The sequence below is a fragment of the Micromonospora sp. NPDC049089 genome, from assembly GCF_040648775.1.
Classification (GTDB): Bacteria; Actinomycetota; Actinomycetes; order Mycobacteriales; family Micromonosporaceae; genus Micromonospora.
This window is the reverse complement of the sequence record NZ_JBEZEH010000012.1, coordinates 1-14,839: the sequence shown is the minus strand read 5'-3', so window position 1 is coordinate 14,839 and position 14,839 is coordinate 1. Positions and strand designations below refer to the sequence as shown.

Below are 14,839 nucleotides of genomic sequence, written 5' to 3'. Positions count from 1 at the left end.
GCCCGGACGGGCATTTATGGACGTCAACGTTGCCGCTAATTATTAAGACAGTTAACTGTTTCTGTCCAGAGCACCCGTCGGAGAGGCCTGCGGGCGGCGGAGCACCGCCTGCTCAACTGCCGACCACACGCTCGTGGTGACCAGGTAGATCACCGCGGCGAGCGGCAGCACCAGCGCCACCAGCACCGTCGTGAACGGCAGCAGAGGCAGCAGCCGGCCGAGCGTGGCCGCCCCCGGCCCCTCGGTCGGCGTACCGGCCACAGTGCCCACCGCCGCCGACGCCCGCCGGGCCCGCCGCGACGACCACCAGGCCACCGCCAGCAACACCACCAGCAGTACGCCGAACAGCGGTCCGGCAGCACCGGCCAGCCCGTCGCTGAGATGGTGACCCAGCGGCACGCCGGCCAACCGCTCGTCCAGCAGCCCGGTGCCGCCCTCGCTGGTGCTGAACAACCGGTACAGCACCAGCAGGAACGGCGCCTGGATGAGCAGCGGCAGGCAGCCGGTGACCGGGTTCGCGCCGGCCTCGCGGTACAACGTGAAAACCTCGCGCTGAAGCGTCGCGGGGTCGTCCGCGTACCGCTGCTGAAGCTCACGCACCTGCGGGGCGAGCGCCGCGCGGCGCCGCTCACCGCGGACCTGCGCGACGGTCAGCGGCGAGATCAGCAGCCGGACGGCGATGGTGAAAAGCACGATGGCGGCGGCTGTCGCTCCGCCGCCGGCCAGTGGTTCGAGCAGCTCGGTGAGCCAGTTCAGCGCGCTGCCGGCAGCGGCGACAGCGTCGTGCAGTGGTGCGAAGGCAAGCATGGGAAACCCCTCGGTCCGATTCCGGTGAGGCCCTCCCCCGGGCGGCGTCCGCCCAGCAAGGGGGGCCGGTGACGGCGGGATCGGCCGCGCGGCGGCGAGGCGCTACGCGGCCGAGGGGTGCCCCGGAGCACGGGGACGAGGTCGACCCGCCGCATCCGGGTCGATCTGGCGGGGCATTCGGCGACTGCGGGAGCGGGCCCGCAGGCCGGCCGAGCGCGGCCCGGCACCAGGCGCGCCCGCCCGGTCGCGCACCCGGGCCGCGAGCACCACCGCGAGCAGCACCAGGGCGGTCATCGCGGCGCCCGCCAGCAGGTCCACAGGGCGGCCCGCGAGCAGGGTGAGCTGGGCGAACGCGGACATCCACGCGACCCCGACATACCCCAGCAGCACCGGCACGGGCTCAGCATAGGACCCGCTGTCTCGTCACCCGGCCGAATCGGCGGCCCGCCTTCGAGGACGACGTGCCGCCGCCACGTTTCCCGGCATCGCCACGTTGGGTAACCAAGCGAAGGACCGACGCGGACGGACCGCGAACGGCAGAAACGGACGGGTGATGTCGATGACCGGTCAGGTGGCGGACGCGCTGAGCGACAGGGCTGCGGCCACCGGGTTGCTCACCGTGGGTGTCGAGGAGGAGTTCCTGCTCGTCGACCCGCACACCGGGGCCGCGGTCCCGGCCGTGGACCTCGTCATGGAGCAGGTGCCGGCCGAACTTCGCGGGCAGGTGGAGCGGGAGTTCCAGACCAGTCAGATCGAGATCGGCAGCCCGCCCGGCCTGGAGCTCTCGTCGATCCGGCACTCCCTCGGCGTCCTGCGTAAGGCGCTCTCCGACGCCGCCGAGCGGGCCGGCGTACGCCTGCTCGCCATCGGCACCGGCCCGGTCGACGGCCCGGTGCCACCGGTGGTCGACAAGCCACGCTTCGACCGCATGATCGAGCGGTTCCGGCTGCTCGTCCCCGGCCCCGGCAACAACGGCATGCACGTCCACGTCGGGGTGCCCGACCCGGACACCGGCGTGCAGGTGCTCAACCATGTACGGCCGTGGCTGCCGATGCTGCACGCGGTGACCACCAACTCGCCGTTCTCCCGGGGCGAGGACACCGGCTACGCCAGTTGGCGCTCGGTCGAGTGGGAGCGCTGGCCGTCGGTGGCGCCGACCCCGTTCCTGGAGTCGCACGAGCACTACCAGCGGCTGATCCGTCAGTTGATCTCCAGCGGGGTGATGCTCGACGAGGGGATGCTCTACTGGTACGCCCGCCTGTCGGCGAAGTACCCGACCGTCGAGCTGCGGATCGGCGACGTCTGCCCGTCGGTGGACGACGCGGTGCTCGTCGCCGCGCTGGTCCGGGCACTTGTCGCCACCGCCATGGCGGATGTCGAGGCCGGCCGACCGGCGTTGCAGACCGACCACCACCTGCTGGTCGGGGCGCACTGGCGGGCCGCCCATGACGGTCTGGAAGGCGAAGCCGTCGACGTCACGAACGGTGAGCTGCGCCCGGCCTGGGAGCTGTTGGACCGGTTCGTGGAGCGGATGCGGCCGGCGCTGGAGCAGCACGGCGACTGGGCCGAGGTGAACGACCTGCTGGGCGGCTTGCGCCGGCACGGCAGCGGCGCGGCGCGGCAGCGTGCGGTGTTCGAACGCACCGGCCGACTCACCGACGTGGTGCAGGACGTCGCACGGCAGACCCGCGGCTGATCACCGCGTGACAAGATGAGCCCGTGGCGCAACGGCTGATCGTCATCGGCGGGGACGCCGCCGGAATGTCGGCGGCGTCCCAGGCCCGACGCCGCCGTGACCGTGGCGACCTGGAGATCGTGGTCTTCGAGCGGGGCAACTTCACCTCCTACTCGGCGTGCGGCATCCCGTACTGGATCAGCGGCCTGGTGCCCGGCCCCGAGGCGTTGATCGCCCGCGACCCGGAGACGTTCCGCACCGAGTACGCGATGGACGTCCGGATGCGCCACGAGGTCACGGCCATCGACCTGGAGCGCCGCGAGGTCGTGGCCCGGGACCTGACCGGCGGCGGCGAGGTCCGCGAACGCTTCGACGACCTGATGTACGCCACCGGCGCGGTGCCGGTCAAGCCGCAGTGGGCGGTCACCGACGCGGACGGCGTGTTCGGCATGCAGACCCTCGACGACGGTGCTGCGCTACGACACTGGCTGGACGCCGACCCGCAGCCGCGCCGGGCCGTGGTGGTCGGCGGCGGCTACATCGGCGTCGAGATCGCTGAGGCCCTGATCCAACGCGGCCTCTCGGTGACCCTGGTGGAGGCGGGCGAGCAGCCCATGGCGACGGTCGACGCCGACATGGCCGAGCTGGTCACCGAGGCCATGCGGAGCCTCGGCGTCACCATCCGCACCAGCCTGCCGGTGACTGGCCTGGAACAGCGGGACGGCCGGGTCTCCGCGGTGGTCACCGCCGAGGGGCCGATCCCGACCGACGTCGTGGTCCTGGGCCTCGGCGTACGCCCCAACGCGGCGCTCGCCAAGGCCGCCGGGCTGCCCCTCGGACCGACCGGCGCGATCCGGGTGGACCGCCGGATGCGGGTGCCCGAGCACCCCGGCGTCTGGGCGGCCGGTGACTGCGTGGAGACCCTGCACCGGGTCAGCGGGTTGCCGGTTCACGTGCCGCTCGGCACGCACGCCAACAAGCAGGGCCGAGTCGCCGGGATCAACATCGGCGGCGGGTACGCCACCTTCACCGGCGTGATCGGCACGGCTGTCACGAAGGTCTGCGACCTGGAGGTGGGCCGGACCGGCCTGCGCGAACGGGAGGCCACCGCCGCCGGCTTCGAGTTCGTCTCGGTGATCGCCGAGTCGACCAACCGGGCCGGCTACTACCCCGGCGCCCGGCCGATGACGGTCAAGCTGATCGCCGAGCGCCCCAGCGGTCGGTTGCTCGGCGCGCAGATCGTCGGCTGGTCCGAGGCGGCCAAACGGATCGACACACTGGCCGTGGCGTTGTGGAACGGCATGACGGTGGACGATATGACGCAGCTCGACCTGGGCTACGCTCCGCCGTACGCGCCGGTCTGGGATCCGGTGCTCATCGCCGCCCGAAAAGCGGTCGACGCGCTCGCCGCCCTCGACCGTTGACCCGCGCCCGCCGTGGAGGACCACCCCGTGACCCAGACCCCGACCCGGCCGACCGTGCGTCGGCGTCCCACGATGGTGGACGTGGCCCGGCGGGCCGACGTCAGCCTGAAGACGGTCTCCCGGGTCGTGAACGACGAGCCGGTGGGGCAGGAACTGGTCGGCCGGGTGCTGGCCGCCATCGCCGAGCTGGGCTTCCGACGCAACGACATCGCCCGTAACCTGCGCTCCCGGCAGCTCAACGCCACCGTCGGGCTGCTGATCGAGGAGATCGCCAACCCGTTCTACGCGACCATCGCCAGCGTCGCCGCCGAGATCGCGGCCGCGCACGGCACCATGCTGATCACCGCGTCGTCGGAGGAGGACCCGGAGCGGGAACGCGCCCTGCTCCAGGACTTCACCCAACGCCGCGTCGACGGTCTGCTGGTGGTGCCGGCGGGCCTGGACCACTCGTTCCTGCGTCGCGAGGTCGAGCTGGGCATGCCTGTGGTGTTCCTGGACCGGCCGCCGCAAGGGCTGCACGCCGACGCCGTGCTGTTGGACAACCGGGGTGGCAGCCACGCCGGGGTGAGCGCGTTGCTCGACGAGGGGCACCGACGGGTGGGTCTGCTGCTCGGCGCGCCGAGCGTGCCCACCATGCGGGAGCGGCTGGCCGGGGCGCGGTCGGCGCTGGACGCTGCCGGCGTCGAACCGGACGAGTCGCTGATCCGCGAGCGGCTCATCGCGCCAGAGGAGGCCGGCCGAGCGGTCGCCGCGCTGCTCGACCTCCCGGAACCACCCACCGCGTTTTTCTGCGCCAACAACCGGCTCACCGTCGGCGCGCTCCAGGAGCTGCACCGGCGGGGCAGTGACGCCGCGCTTGTCGGTTTCGACGACTTCGAGCTGGCCCACCTGATGCCCCGACCGCTGACTGTCGTCGCCTACGACACGAGAGAGCTGGCCAAGGTGGCCACCGAACGCCTCTTCCAGAGAATCGCCGGAGACGACACACCACCCGACACGACGGTCCTCCCCACCAGGCTCCTAAAACGCGGCCTAACCTGACCCCCTGACCCCCGCGCCCCGCCTGATCCCCGCCTGCTCCCCGCGATCTTGCACTTACTGTTGGCGGCCTGCGCAGGAATGCGCCTTTTGCCGGGACAGAATGTGCAAGATCGCGGGGGTCAGGGCGCGGGGACGGGGGTCAGGGCGTGAGGGCGGGGGTCAGGGCGCGGGGGTCAGGAGGGCTTCGACCTCTGCTTTTGTGGGGGGGTTGGCGCCTCGGCGGGCGCAGGTCAGGGCGGCCACCGTGGCGGCCTGTCGGAGCACCGCACCCCACTGCTGCGGAGTCACCGCGGCGAGCCGGTCAGCCGGGCGGTCGCCGAGCGCGTCGAGGTCGGCCAGTGCGGCCAGCAGGCCACCGGTGAACGAGTCGCCGGCGCCGACGGTGTCGACCACCGTGGTGCGGACCGCCGGCTCCTCGTGCAGCGAGCCGTCGGGCGCGAGCAGCAAGGCGCCGTCCCCGCCCCGGGTCACCACGGCGCAGGACACACCGGCGGTACGCCATTCGGTCATCACGTCGGCCACCGAACGGTCCGGGTAGAGCCAGGCGAGGTCCTCGTCGCTGGCCTTGACCAGGTGCGCGATGCGAACCTGCCGGCGTACCCGCTCCTGCGCCGCCGCCCGGTCGGTGACGATGCTCGGGCGCAGGTTGAGGTCGATGGAGACGGTGAGTCCGTCCCGCTGGTGTTCCCGGGCGAGCAGGCCCTCCAGCGCCTCCGCGCCGGGTGCCAACGCGAGCGCGAGGGACCCGGTGTGCAGCGCGATCGCCGGTGACCCCGCCAGCTCGGGCAACTCCTGCGGCGTCCACTGCCAGTCGGCCGCACCGGCCAGCCGGAACTCGTAGCTGGCCTGCCCGGCGGTGTTCAGAGTGGCCACCGCCACCGACGTGGGCTCCGCGGCGCGTACCGCCCACTCCAGGTCCACCCGGTTGGCGCTCAGATGATCGACGAGTTGCCGACCGTAGTCGTCGTCGGCGAGTCGGGCCAGCAGTCGTACCGGCTGGTCGAGCCGGGCCAGGGTGACGGCGACGTTCGCCGGCGAACCACCCGGGACGGCACGTTGCCCTTCGGCCGTCACGACCAGGTCGATCAGCGCCTCACCCGCGACGACGATCACGCGGTCACCTCGCCCGGTGCGAGCGGGCCGGGGCCGCCGAGCCCGTCGGCCCCGCGGGACAGCAGTACCGCCTGGTAGGCGTGGTAGACGTCCGGCCGGCCATGCCAGACCGTGTCGGCGGGCAGGTTCTGCGCGTCCAACTCGTGCCGCCATCCGGTCTGGTCGATGAGAGTGCGGCGGGCGTACGCCCAGAAGACCCGGTACCAGTCGAGGTAGACCGCGTCCCCGGTACGGCGACGAAGGGTGATCGCCGCGCCGATGGCCTCGGCGAGAACCCAGTGCATTCGGGAGCGCACCACCGGCTGGTCGTCCCAGTCGATGGTGTAGACGAAGCCGTCCGCCCCGTCGACCGCCCAGCCGCGACGCACGGCGGCGGCGAACAGGGCACGGGCGTCGGCGAGCAGCCAGCGGGGTGGCTGCGGCAGCACCGCCTCCAACTCCAGCAGCAGCCGGGCCCACTCCAGCCAGTGCCCGATCGTGGAGCCGTACGGCCGGAACGGGTCGGCGGGCTGGTCCCGGTTGTAGTCGGGCAGCGGCGTCCAGTCGGTGGTGAAGTGCTCGGGGAGCCGCCAGTCGTGTCGGGCCGCCTCACCGTGCACGAGGTGGGTGGCGATCCGCAGGGCCCGGTCGGCCCAACTCGCGTCACCGGTGGCGGCGGTAGCGCCGAGGAACGCCTCGACCATGTGCATGCTGCTGTTGGCGCCCCGGTAGTCCTCGGTGACCGTCCAGTCCCGGTTCCACGATTCGCGGACAGCACCGGCGTCGTCGTCCCAGAACCGGTCCCGCACGACGGCCAGCACGTCGGCGAGCAGCCGGTCCGCGCCGGGGCGTCCGGCGCGCGCGGCGCTGGAGGCGGCGAGCAGCACGAACGCGTGGTCGTAGCCGGCCTTGCGGTCGTTGACGGGTGCTCCCTGCTGGTCCACCGCGCCGAACCAGCCGCCGTACCGGTCGTCACGCAGCAGCGTGCTGAGCGCGGCGATCCCGTGGTCGACCAGGGCGGCGGCGTCCGGGTCGCCGTTGCGGTGGGCGAGGGCGGCCACGTGGGTCATCCGGCAGGTGATCCAGGTGTGGATGGGTTCTCCGCGATCCGGGGTGCGGTCGTCGGTGAGCCACCAGAAGCCGCCCTCGGGCCGAAGCGAGCGGCGGGCGGTGTCGAGCAGCGTCCGGGTCTGGTCGACGAGGAACTCGTCCAGCTCGGGCAGGTCTGGTGACCCCGGCGGGGCAGGGGTCGTTGCGGCGTCGGATCGGGGCACGTCGGTCATTTCAGCTGGTCACCGTGGGGTAGGAAAGGGACATACGGCCAGGATCGGCGAACGGACCGGGTCCGCGCCGCAAAACTGCCAACGGTACGCCACGAAGCGACTGGCCAGGGTCGGCGCGCAGCTAGAGGGTTTTCCTCCTATTTGACCGTTGACATCGTTGTCACCGTTCAACCCTGCTCCGGCAGCCGGCCGACTGTCAATTCCGGCTGCGTCACACCGACCCGGAGCGGCTCCGCTCAGTAGTAGTCGTCGATCGGCTGGCGTGCTTCGTCGAACAGCGCCGGCCCCTCGTAGCGGACCGGGGGCAGCGGCGGGGTGGCCGGCTTGACCTCCTCGAACTGCTCGGTGGACAGCGCGTAGACCACCCGCCCGAGGCCGGACCGATCGATTGCCGTCGCGCACATCGCGCAGGGCTGACAACTGGTGAACATGGTGGTGCCGGCGGCCACCTCGGGAGAGAGTTCCCGAGCCGCCCAGCGGGCCAGCTTCAACTCCGGATGGGCGCTGATGTCCGCGTCGGAGACCACGGTGTTGTGGTCCTCGATCAGGACGACGCCGGCCGCGTCGACAAGCAACGAGCCGAACGGCCGTTCGCCGGAAGCCCCCGCCCGCCTGGCGATGTCGACGGCATGGCGGAGAAACTTCTCGTCGTCGGGGGTCATCCGTCCTCCTGGGTTCTGTGATGTGCGGCCACTGCCGCAAGGGTCCGCCAGGCGCGTTCGGGCTGGCGAATCTCGGTCAGGTCGCCGTTGAACGGGTCCAGCACCACCGTCTCCGCGCCGAGCACGCGAAGCTGGTCCAGGTCGGCGACGATCTGGTCGATGGTGCCGACACCGGCCAGCCGGTCCGGGTCGGTGATCGGTTCCCGGGTCTCCTGAAGCGCGATCCGCGGCACCAACGCGGGCACCGGGCGACCCAGCTCGCCGGCGATGTCCGTCAGTCGTCCGACCGCCTCGGCCAGCCGTCCCGGTGTGACCCGCAGCGGGTGCCAGGCGTCACCGAGCAGTACCGCGCGGCGCATGCCGGCCTCGCTGTTGCCACCGACCCAGATCGGGATCGCTGCCGTGTCGTAGTCGTCGGTGTCCTGCCAGGCCGCGCGCATCGTGTGCAGGTACTCGTCCGTCAGCGCACCGCGCTGCCGGAACGGCACGCCGAGCGCCTCGAACTCCTGCCGGGCCCAGCCGACGCCGACACCGAGGACGAGCCGGCCGTCGCTGAGCCGGTTGAGGTTCGCCGCCATCCGGGCGGTGAGCAGCGGGTGCCGGTACGGGACGATGAGCACCGTGGTGCCCAGCCGAACCCGGCTGGTCACCCCGGCCAGCCAGGACAGCGTGGTGAACGGCTCGTAGAACGGCGCCGGATACTGCTCGGCCACGTCCGGGGTCACCGCGATGTGATCGGAGACCATCAACAGGTCGAAGCCGAGACCCTCCACCGTCTGCGCCCACCGACGCAGCACGTCGGGGTCGGTGCCCGGGGCGAAGTTCGGTACGTTCACACCAATCTGCACCCGTCCACGCTAGTCACTGTGGACCGGTGTGTGAACGCCGCAGCCCGGCTGAGTCACCTGGCAGCCGCCGCGGATTGCCGCACGACTCAGGAGCGCCGGATGGATCTGCCCGAAGGACTCGACTGGGTACGAGGATCACCGGCCGGTCGCGCCTGGCTGGCCGCACTCCCGACGTGGCTGAACGAGTGCGCCGAGCGCTGGTCGCTGCGGGTCGGGCCGCCCTTCCGGCAGACGTACGCGTCACTGGCGCTCCCCGCCCACCTGCCCGATGGCACCGCTGTGGTGCTGAAACTCCAGTATCCCGACGAGGAGAGCCGGCACGAGGCCGACGCGTTGGCGCTCTGGGACGGCGTCGCGGCGGTCCGTCTGCTCGCCCACGACCCCGGGCGGCGTGCCCTGCTGCTCGAACGCTGCCAGCCCGGCACTCCCCTGCACGACCTTGCGCCGGACCGGGCGCTGGACGTGGTGGTCGGACTGCTCCCCCGGCTCTGGCGACCAGCCGACACGCCGTTCACCCCGCTCGCACGGGAGGCCGCCGGCTGGATCGACCGGATGCCCCGGGCCTGGGAGCGGGCCGGCCGACCGCACGAGCGACGACTGCTGGATGCGGCGCTCGACCTGCTCAGCGGACTGGCGTCGAGCCAGGGCGAGCAGGTGCTGGTCAACCAGGACCTGCACGCCGGCAACATCCTCGCCGCCAACGCGCTCGGCGGCGACGCGCTCGCCGGCGATCGAGGGCCGTGGCTGGCGATCGACCCGAAGCCGCTGACCGGGGAACGGGAGTTCTCGGTCGTGCCGATGGTGCGCGGCCCGGAGTTGGGCCACTCACCGGCCGCCGTCCGGCATCGACTGGACCGGCTCAGCACCGACCTGGGACTGGACCGGGAACGGGTCCGAGGCTGGACGATCGGACACACCCTGTCCTGGGGCCTCGCCGACAAGGCGGTCTTCCCCGAGAAGATCGAGGTGGTCCGCTGGCTGCTCGACAAGGACTGAGTTCCAGCAGCGCTCGGGCTTTCCGCACCCGCCCCAACTCCCGCGATCTTGCACTTTCTGTCCCGACACAGCGCGCGTATCCACCCATACCGACAACACAAACCGCAAGATCGGCGGGCGCGGGGCGGGGGGTGCGGGTGCGGGGTGCGGGGGTGCCGGCGCGGGTGCGGGGTGCGGGGTGCGGGGTGCGGGGTGGCCCGGGTGGGTGGGCTGGCAGGTGCGGCACCAGTACAGGTTGCGGCCGGCCAGTTCGCCGCGACTGACCTCGGTGCCGCAGACGTGGCAGGGTGCTCCCGGGCGGCGGTAGACGTACACCTCGCCGCCGTGCCGGTCCACGCGCGCAGGCCGGCCCATGGCCTCTGGCAGGTGCGCGTCGCGGACCGTGTCGATCCGACCGTGCTCGACAGCGAGCCGCATCAAGCCGACCAGGTCGGCCCAGAGCGCGTCCCAGCCGGTAGTGGTCAACTGTCGACCCGGCATCGTGGGCGGCAGCCCCGCCCGGAACAGCGCCTCGGTCACGAAGATCAGACCGGTGCCGGCCACCACCGACTGGTCCAGCAGCAGAGCAGCGAGAGGGGTGGGGCTACGGGCGATCCGGGCGTACGCCCGCTCCGGGTCGGCGGCGGCACGCAACGGATCCGGCCCGAGACGGTCCCGCAGCGCGGCCACCTCGGGTGGGGTGAGCAGCTCACAGGCCGTAGGCCCGCGCAGGTCGAGCCAGTGCCGGTCGCTGGCCAGCCGGAGTCGCACCTGCCCGACCGGCTCCGGCGGCTCCCCCGGCCCGTCGGTGAACTTGCCATACAACCCGAGGTGTACGTGCAACGTCAGCTCGCCGGCGTAGTGGTGCAGCAGGTGTTTCCCGTACGCTTCGGTGCCCTCCAGCACTGTCCCGGAGAGCCGGGCGGCACCCTCGGCGAAGCGGCCCTGCGGGCTGGCGGCGAGCAGCTTGTCCCCGGCGAACAGCTCGGCGTGCCGGGCCGCCAGGCGATGGATCGAGTGTCCCTCTGGCACAGGTGCCAAGGATAGCCAGCCCCGCCCGACCGGCCCGCGCGCTGATCCGCACCGGGCCCGCCGCCGCCTCGACCGACCCGGTCCCCGTCGCGTTGATCAACTCGGGTTTCCGGAAATCGGGGTGTCCACGGAGGCGGGAAACCGCGACTTCCGGGAAACCGAGTCGATCAAGGCCGAGCCGAGGCTGGTCCAGGCCAGGCGGGGAGGCCGGCCGAGGCCGGTCTTGGCGGCCGTACCCAGGATTGGTGTCAGGAAACGCCCAGGTGGGTAGTTGAGAGCCGACACCGCGTGGGTGCCACCCTTTCCGTCGGCCACCACGCATTCATCAGGAGGTGTGTAGTGGTCAGGATTCCTTCGCTGTCCCGCCGGTCCGAGCCGGCACCGACGCGGGACGAGAACCTCGACGGCCAAGTGGACGGCCGCGACACCCCGGTCACCGAGACCGCCCAGTCCGACGACAGCGTCGGCCGCCCGGTGGTCACCGACCGGGACGCCGACCAGACGACGTACCGCAGCGCCGGCACGACCGACGGCCAGACCAGTGAGGCCGAGCGGCGGGCCAACGAGCGTGCGGCGGTGGCCCGAGCCGCCACCGGTCGACCGGCGGAGGTCGACTCCCGGGGCACCGCCCACCCGGTCGCGCCCGAGCCGTCGAACGGCACGGCCCGCCCGGTCGCGCCGGAGCCCGTGAACGGCACGACCCGCCCGGTCACGCCGGAGCCCCGCACCGGCACCACCAGCAAGGTGGAGACCGGGGCCCGGCCCGCCGTCGTCCCGGCCACGGCGCGCACCGCCGAGCGGGACGCCGACCTCGACAGCACCACCCGTCGGCCCGACACCACCGACCGGGTCACGGCCGACAGTGCCGTCACGGACCGGACCACCACGGACCGCACTGTCGACCCGACCCCGGGCGCGACCACGCCTGAGCCGCCGGTGACGCGTGGCCCGAAGCCGCGGGCCAGTCTGCTCGCCACCCTCGGCCTGATCGTCTCGGTCGTCGGTGCGACGTTCGTGCTGACCGGCACCTTGGCCGGGTACGGCATCGGGCTCGGCGCGTTCGGCGCGGTGCTGTCGGTGCTCGGCCTGATGGCAACCCGCCGCCGGCACGTCGCCGGCAAGACCGACGCGCTCTTCGGCGTGCTGATCGGTCTGGCCGCGGTCGTGATCGGGGTGCTCGCGATGACCGGCCAGTTCGACTGGCCGACCACCGACGGCGACTGGGTGCAGCGCTTCCGTGAGTGGCTTGACTCACAGTTTGTCGATCGTTTCTAGCGGGCACTGTTCCGCTCGCCGGTGATGCACCGGCGAGCAGCCGGCGGTTCGCCGGCAACCCGATCAGTCCGGTGGTTCACCGGCCGGGAGACACCCTTTCAGGGGCGGCGGTTCGCCGCCCCTGAAGTGTTTCCGGGGTTCGACGTCTCCGGTCCAGATCGCCGGAGGATTCGCGCGTCACCCGGCGATCCCCCACCCCACACTGCCGGGCGAACCATGTACGCCAGCCTTTGCTCTGCTGCCCTATATGCGCCAGGGGGTCGGGGCCAGGTGTCCGATGAGTGGCGCCGGGAAGTGGTGGCGGATTCCGCTACTCGCCGGTGAGGGCGACGCCGTCTGGTGGCGCACATAAGGCAGCAGAGCAAAGGCTGCGAACCAGCCTCCCGGCCCTGCCTCTGAGCTCTGCCTGCCGGATCTCGGCTCCGACGCAACGAATCGCCTCGGAGGTCTCACCACACGCAACGGATCTACGCCCTGCGCAACTCCTGGCGGTGGATCCTGCCGCTCACGCCGCATACCGTTGAGCAACGGCGCCAGCCCGTGGGCCACGGTGGCCGGGCGCGCCCGACCCCTGGGAGCAGGACAATGACGATGGACGCCACCAGCCAGCGCCTGTTGATGTGCCGGCCGACGTACTTCGCCGTCGACTACGCGATCAACCCCTGGATGGACCCGAACGCGCCGGTCGACGCCGCGCTGGCCGTCCGGCAGTGGGAGCAGCTGCGCCAGACGTACCTTGACCTGGGCCACACCGTCGAGGAGATCACTCCGGTGCCCGGCCTGCCCGACATGGTCTTCGCCGCCAACGGCGGCACCGTGATCGACGGCAAGGCGATGGCCGTGCAGTTCCGGGACCCGCAGCGCGCCGACGAGGCGCCGGCGTTCCGGGCCTGGTTCGAGGCCGCCGGCTTCGAGATGTACGACCCGAAGCACGTCAACGAGGGCGAGGGTGACGTCCTGCTGGCCGGTGACCACCTGCTGGCCGGCACCGGCTTCCGTACGGCGCACGCCGCGCACGCCCAGCTGCAGGAGGTCTTCGGCTACCCGGTGATCACCATGCAACTGGTCGACCCGCGCTTCTACCACCTGGACACCGCGTTGACAGTGCTCGACGAGCGGACCGTGGCGTACCTGCCGGAGGCGTTCTCCCCGGGCAGCCAGGCTGTGCTGCGCCGGCTCTTCCCCGACGCGGTGCACGCCACCATGGCCGACGCCGAGGTGCTGGGGTTGAACGCGGTCAGCGACGGGCGGCACGTTGTGCTGCCCGCGCAGGCCACCGACCTGGCCGCCAAGCTGCGCGACCGGGGCTACGAAACCATCGGGGTCGACCTGTCCGAGCTACGTAAGGCCGGCGGCGGACCGAAGTGCTGCACGCTGCGACTCCGTCAGGGAAAGGCAAGCAAGTGATCGTGGATGACAAGCTGCGTACGCCGGGAGCGGTCCGGGACGCCGAGCGCTGGACCGCGCACAACTACCACCCCCTGCCGGTGGTGATCTCGTCCGCCGAGGGCGCCTGGCTCACCGACGTTGACGGCCGCCGCTACCTGGACTGCCTGGCCGGCTACTCCGCGCTGAACTTCGGTCACCGGCACCCGCAGTTGATCGCCGCCGCGCACGCCCAACTGGACCGGCTGACGCTGACCAGCCGTGCGTTCATCCACGACCAGTTCGCCGACTTCTGCCGGGAGCTGGCGGAGCTGTGCGGCAAGGACCTCGTGCTGCCGATGAACACCGGCGCCGAGGCGGTGGAGACCGGGATCAAGGTGGCTCGCAAGTGGGGCTACCAGGTCAAGGGCGTGCCCGCCGGCCAGGCCAACATCGTGGTCGCCGAGGGCAACTTCCACGGCCGGACCACCACCATCGTGAGCTTCTCCACAGACGAGGACGCCCGCGCCGACTTCGGGCCGTACACCCCGGGGTTCACTGTCGTGCCGTACGGCGACCTGGCGGCGCTGACCGCCGCGATCGACGAGAACACAGTGGCCGTGCTGCTGGAGCCGATCCAGGGTGAGCAGGGTGTGGTGGTGCCGCCGGAGGGCTACCTGCCGGGCGTGCGCCAGGTCTGCACCGAGCGCAACGTGCTGTTCATCGCCGACGAGATCCAGTCGGGTCTGGGGCGTACCGGCGCGACCTTCGCCTGTGACCACGAGGGCGTCGTGCCGGACATGTACCTGCTCGGCAAGGCGCTCGGCGGCGGCATCGTGCCGGTCTCCGCGGTGGCCGCGAACGCCGACGTGCTCGGGGTGCTCAAGCCCGGCCAGCACGGCTCCACGTTCGGTGGCAACCCACTCGCCTGCGCGGTGGCGATCGAGGTGGTCCGGCTGCTGGCCACCGGCGAGTTCCAGCGCCGTTCGGCCGAGCTGGGTGAGCGGCTGCGGGCCGGCCTGGAAGGGTTGGTCGGCAAGGGTCTGGTCGGGGTACGCGTCCGCGGCCTGTGGGCCGGGCTGGACATCGACCCGGCGCTGATGAGCGGTCGGGAGGCGTGTGAGCGGCTCGCCGAGCGCGGAGTCCTCGCCAAGGACACCCACGGCTCCACGATCCGGCTCGCCCCACCCCTGGTCATCACCGAAGCGGAGATCGACCTCGCAATCGACGCCCTCGCCGAGGTCCTGGCCCCGTAACCCCTGCGTGGGGGTGTTGTTTTTTTTTGAGTGGGGGCGGGGGGGGGGGGGGGGAAGAGTGATAAAAAAAGGGGGGTGTGGGGTGGTGGGGGGGGGGGGCGGCG

13 protein-coding genes and 1 pseudogene are annotated in these 14,839 nt (G+C 72.0%); 7 read left to right on the top strand and 7 right to left on the bottom strand.

Annotation, left to right across the window (positions count from 1 at the left end):
• Positions 1-51: 51 nt before the first annotated feature.
• Both yidC and AB0B48_RS04165 read right to left on the bottom strand, forming a co-directional pair.
• Positions 52-807, bottom strand: a complete 756-nt coding sequence (gene yidC / locus AB0B48_RS04170) for a membrane protein insertase YidC (protein WP_357195605.1) — start codon at positions 805-807, stop codon at positions 52-54.
• 102 nt (positions 808-909) lie between these two features.
• Positions 910-1,203 (bottom strand): DUF6412 domain-containing protein, encoded by a 294-nt coding sequence (locus AB0B48_RS04165; protein WP_357195602.1) that lies wholly within the window; start codon positions 1,201-1,203, stop codon positions 910-912.
• 163 nt (positions 1,204-1,366) lie between these two features.
• On the opposite strand from AB0B48_RS04165, the gene AB0B48_RS04160 reads away from it, so the two are divergent.
• The 3 genes from AB0B48_RS04160 to AB0B48_RS04150 all read left to right on the top strand — a co-directional run bounded on the left by AB0B48_RS04160 (position 1,367) and on the right by AB0B48_RS04150 (position 4,947).
• Positions 1,367-2,503, top strand: a complete 1,137-nt coding sequence (locus tag AB0B48_RS04160) for a glutamate--cysteine ligase (protein ID WP_357195599.1) — start codon at positions 1,367-1,369, stop codon at positions 2,501-2,503.
• A gap of 23 nt (positions 2,504-2,526) precedes the next feature.
• Complete coding sequence (locus AB0B48_RS04155) at positions 2,527-3,906, top strand: FAD-dependent oxidoreductase (protein ID WP_357195596.1); 1,380 nt, start codon at positions 2,527-2,529, stop codon at positions 3,904-3,906.
• Positions 3,907-3,978: 72 nt separating this feature from the next.
• Complete coding sequence (locus tag AB0B48_RS04150; protein ID WP_355008237.1) at positions 3,979-4,947, top strand: LacI family DNA-binding transcriptional regulator; 969 nt, start codon at positions 3,979-3,981, stop codon at positions 4,945-4,947.
• A 159-nt stretch (positions 4,948-5,106) separates the two neighbouring features.
• On the opposite strand, the gene AB0B48_RS04145 is transcribed toward AB0B48_RS04150, so the two are convergent.
• The 4 genes from AB0B48_RS04145 to AB0B48_RS04130 form a co-directional block, all read right to left on the bottom strand.
• Positions 5,107-6,060 carry a carbohydrate kinase gene (locus tag AB0B48_RS04145; protein ID WP_357195593.1) on the bottom strand — a complete coding sequence of 318 codons (954 nt, stop codon included), beginning with the start codon at positions 6,058-6,060 and terminating at the stop codon, positions 5,107-5,109.
• On the bottom strand, positions 6,057-7,322 hold the full coding sequence (locus AB0B48_RS04140) for an AGE family epimerase/isomerase (protein WP_357195590.1): 1,266 nt from the start codon (positions 7,320-7,322) through the stop codon (positions 6,057-6,059). Before AB0B48_RS04140 ends, AB0B48_RS04145 begins: the two co-directional genes overlap by 4 nt.
• 236 nt (positions 7,323-7,558) lie before the next feature.
• Positions 7,559-7,984 (bottom strand): nucleoside deaminase, encoded by a 426-nt coding sequence (locus tag AB0B48_RS04135; protein ID WP_357195587.1) that lies wholly within the window; start codon positions 7,982-7,984, stop codon positions 7,559-7,561.
• Positions 7,981-8,832 (bottom strand): LLM class flavin-dependent oxidoreductase, encoded by an 852-nt coding sequence (locus tag AB0B48_RS04130; RefSeq protein WP_357195584.1) that lies wholly within the window; start codon positions 8,830-8,832, stop codon positions 7,981-7,983. Before AB0B48_RS04130 ends, AB0B48_RS04135 begins: the two co-directional genes overlap by 4 nt.
• A gap of 99 nt (positions 8,833-8,931) precedes the next feature.
• Between AB0B48_RS04130 and AB0B48_RS04125 the strand changes: the two genes are divergently transcribed.
• Complete coding sequence (locus tag AB0B48_RS04125; protein WP_357195581.1) at positions 8,932-9,828, top strand: aminoglycoside phosphotransferase family protein; 897 nt, start codon at positions 8,932-8,934, stop codon at positions 9,826-9,828.
• A 210-nt stretch (positions 9,829-10,038) separates the two neighbouring features.
• On the opposite strand, the pseudogene AB0B48_RS04120 reads toward AB0B48_RS04125, so the two are convergent.
• Positions 10,039-10,839, bottom strand: a pseudogene (locus AB0B48_RS04120) (DNA-formamidopyrimidine glycosylase family protein); the annotation flags it as partial.
• 339 nt (positions 10,840-11,178) lie between these two features.
• Between AB0B48_RS04120 and AB0B48_RS04115 the strand changes: the two are divergent.
• The 3 genes from AB0B48_RS04115 (at position 11,179) to rocD (ending at position 14,735) form a co-directional block, all read left to right on the top strand.
• A complete protein-coding gene (locus AB0B48_RS04115) occupies positions 11,179-12,114 on the top strand; it encodes a thrombospondin (RefSeq protein ID WP_357195578.1) in 936 nt (311 codons plus the stop codon).
• A 591-nt stretch (positions 12,115-12,705) separates the two neighbouring features.
• Positions 12,706-13,521, top strand: coding sequence for a dimethylargininase (gene ddaH, locus AB0B48_RS04110; protein ID WP_357195694.1), 816 nt, complete (start codon positions 12,706-12,708; stop codon positions 13,519-13,521).
• Complete coding sequence (gene rocD, locus AB0B48_RS04105) at positions 13,521-14,735, top strand: ornithine--oxo-acid transaminase (protein ID WP_357195691.1); 1,215 nt, start codon at positions 13,521-13,523, stop codon at positions 14,733-14,735. The genes ddaH and rocD overlap by 1 nt, the downstream gene beginning before the upstream one ends.
• The last annotated feature ends 104 nt before the right edge of the window (positions 14,736-14,839 follow it).

Coding starts and splice junctions, on each gene's coding strand:
- yidC (WP_357195605.1), bottom strand. CDS start 807: ATGCTTGCCTTCGCACCACTGCACGACGCTGTCGCCGCTGCCGGCAGC.
- AB0B48_RS04160 (WP_357195599.1), top strand. CDS start 1,367: ATGACCGGTCAGGTGGCGGACGCGCTGAGCGACAGGGCTGCGGCCACC.
- AB0B48_RS04150 (WP_355008237.1), top strand. CDS start 3,979: ATGGTGGACGTGGCCCGGCGGGCCGACGTCAGCCTGAAGACGGTCTCC.
- AB0B48_RS04140 (WP_357195590.1), bottom strand. CDS start 7,322: ATGACCGACGTGCCCCGATCCGACGCCGCAACGACCCCTGCCCCGCCG.
- AB0B48_RS04135 (WP_357195587.1), bottom strand. CDS start 7,984: ATGACCCCCGACGACGAGAAGTTTCTCCGCCATGCCGTCGACATCGCC.
- AB0B48_RS04125 (WP_357195581.1), top strand. CDS start 8,932: ATGGATCTGCCCGAAGGACTCGACTGGGTACGAGGATCACCGGCCGGT.
- ddaH (WP_357195694.1), top strand. CDS start 12,706: ATGGACGCCACCAGCCAGCGCCTGTTGATGTGCCGGCCGACGTACTTC.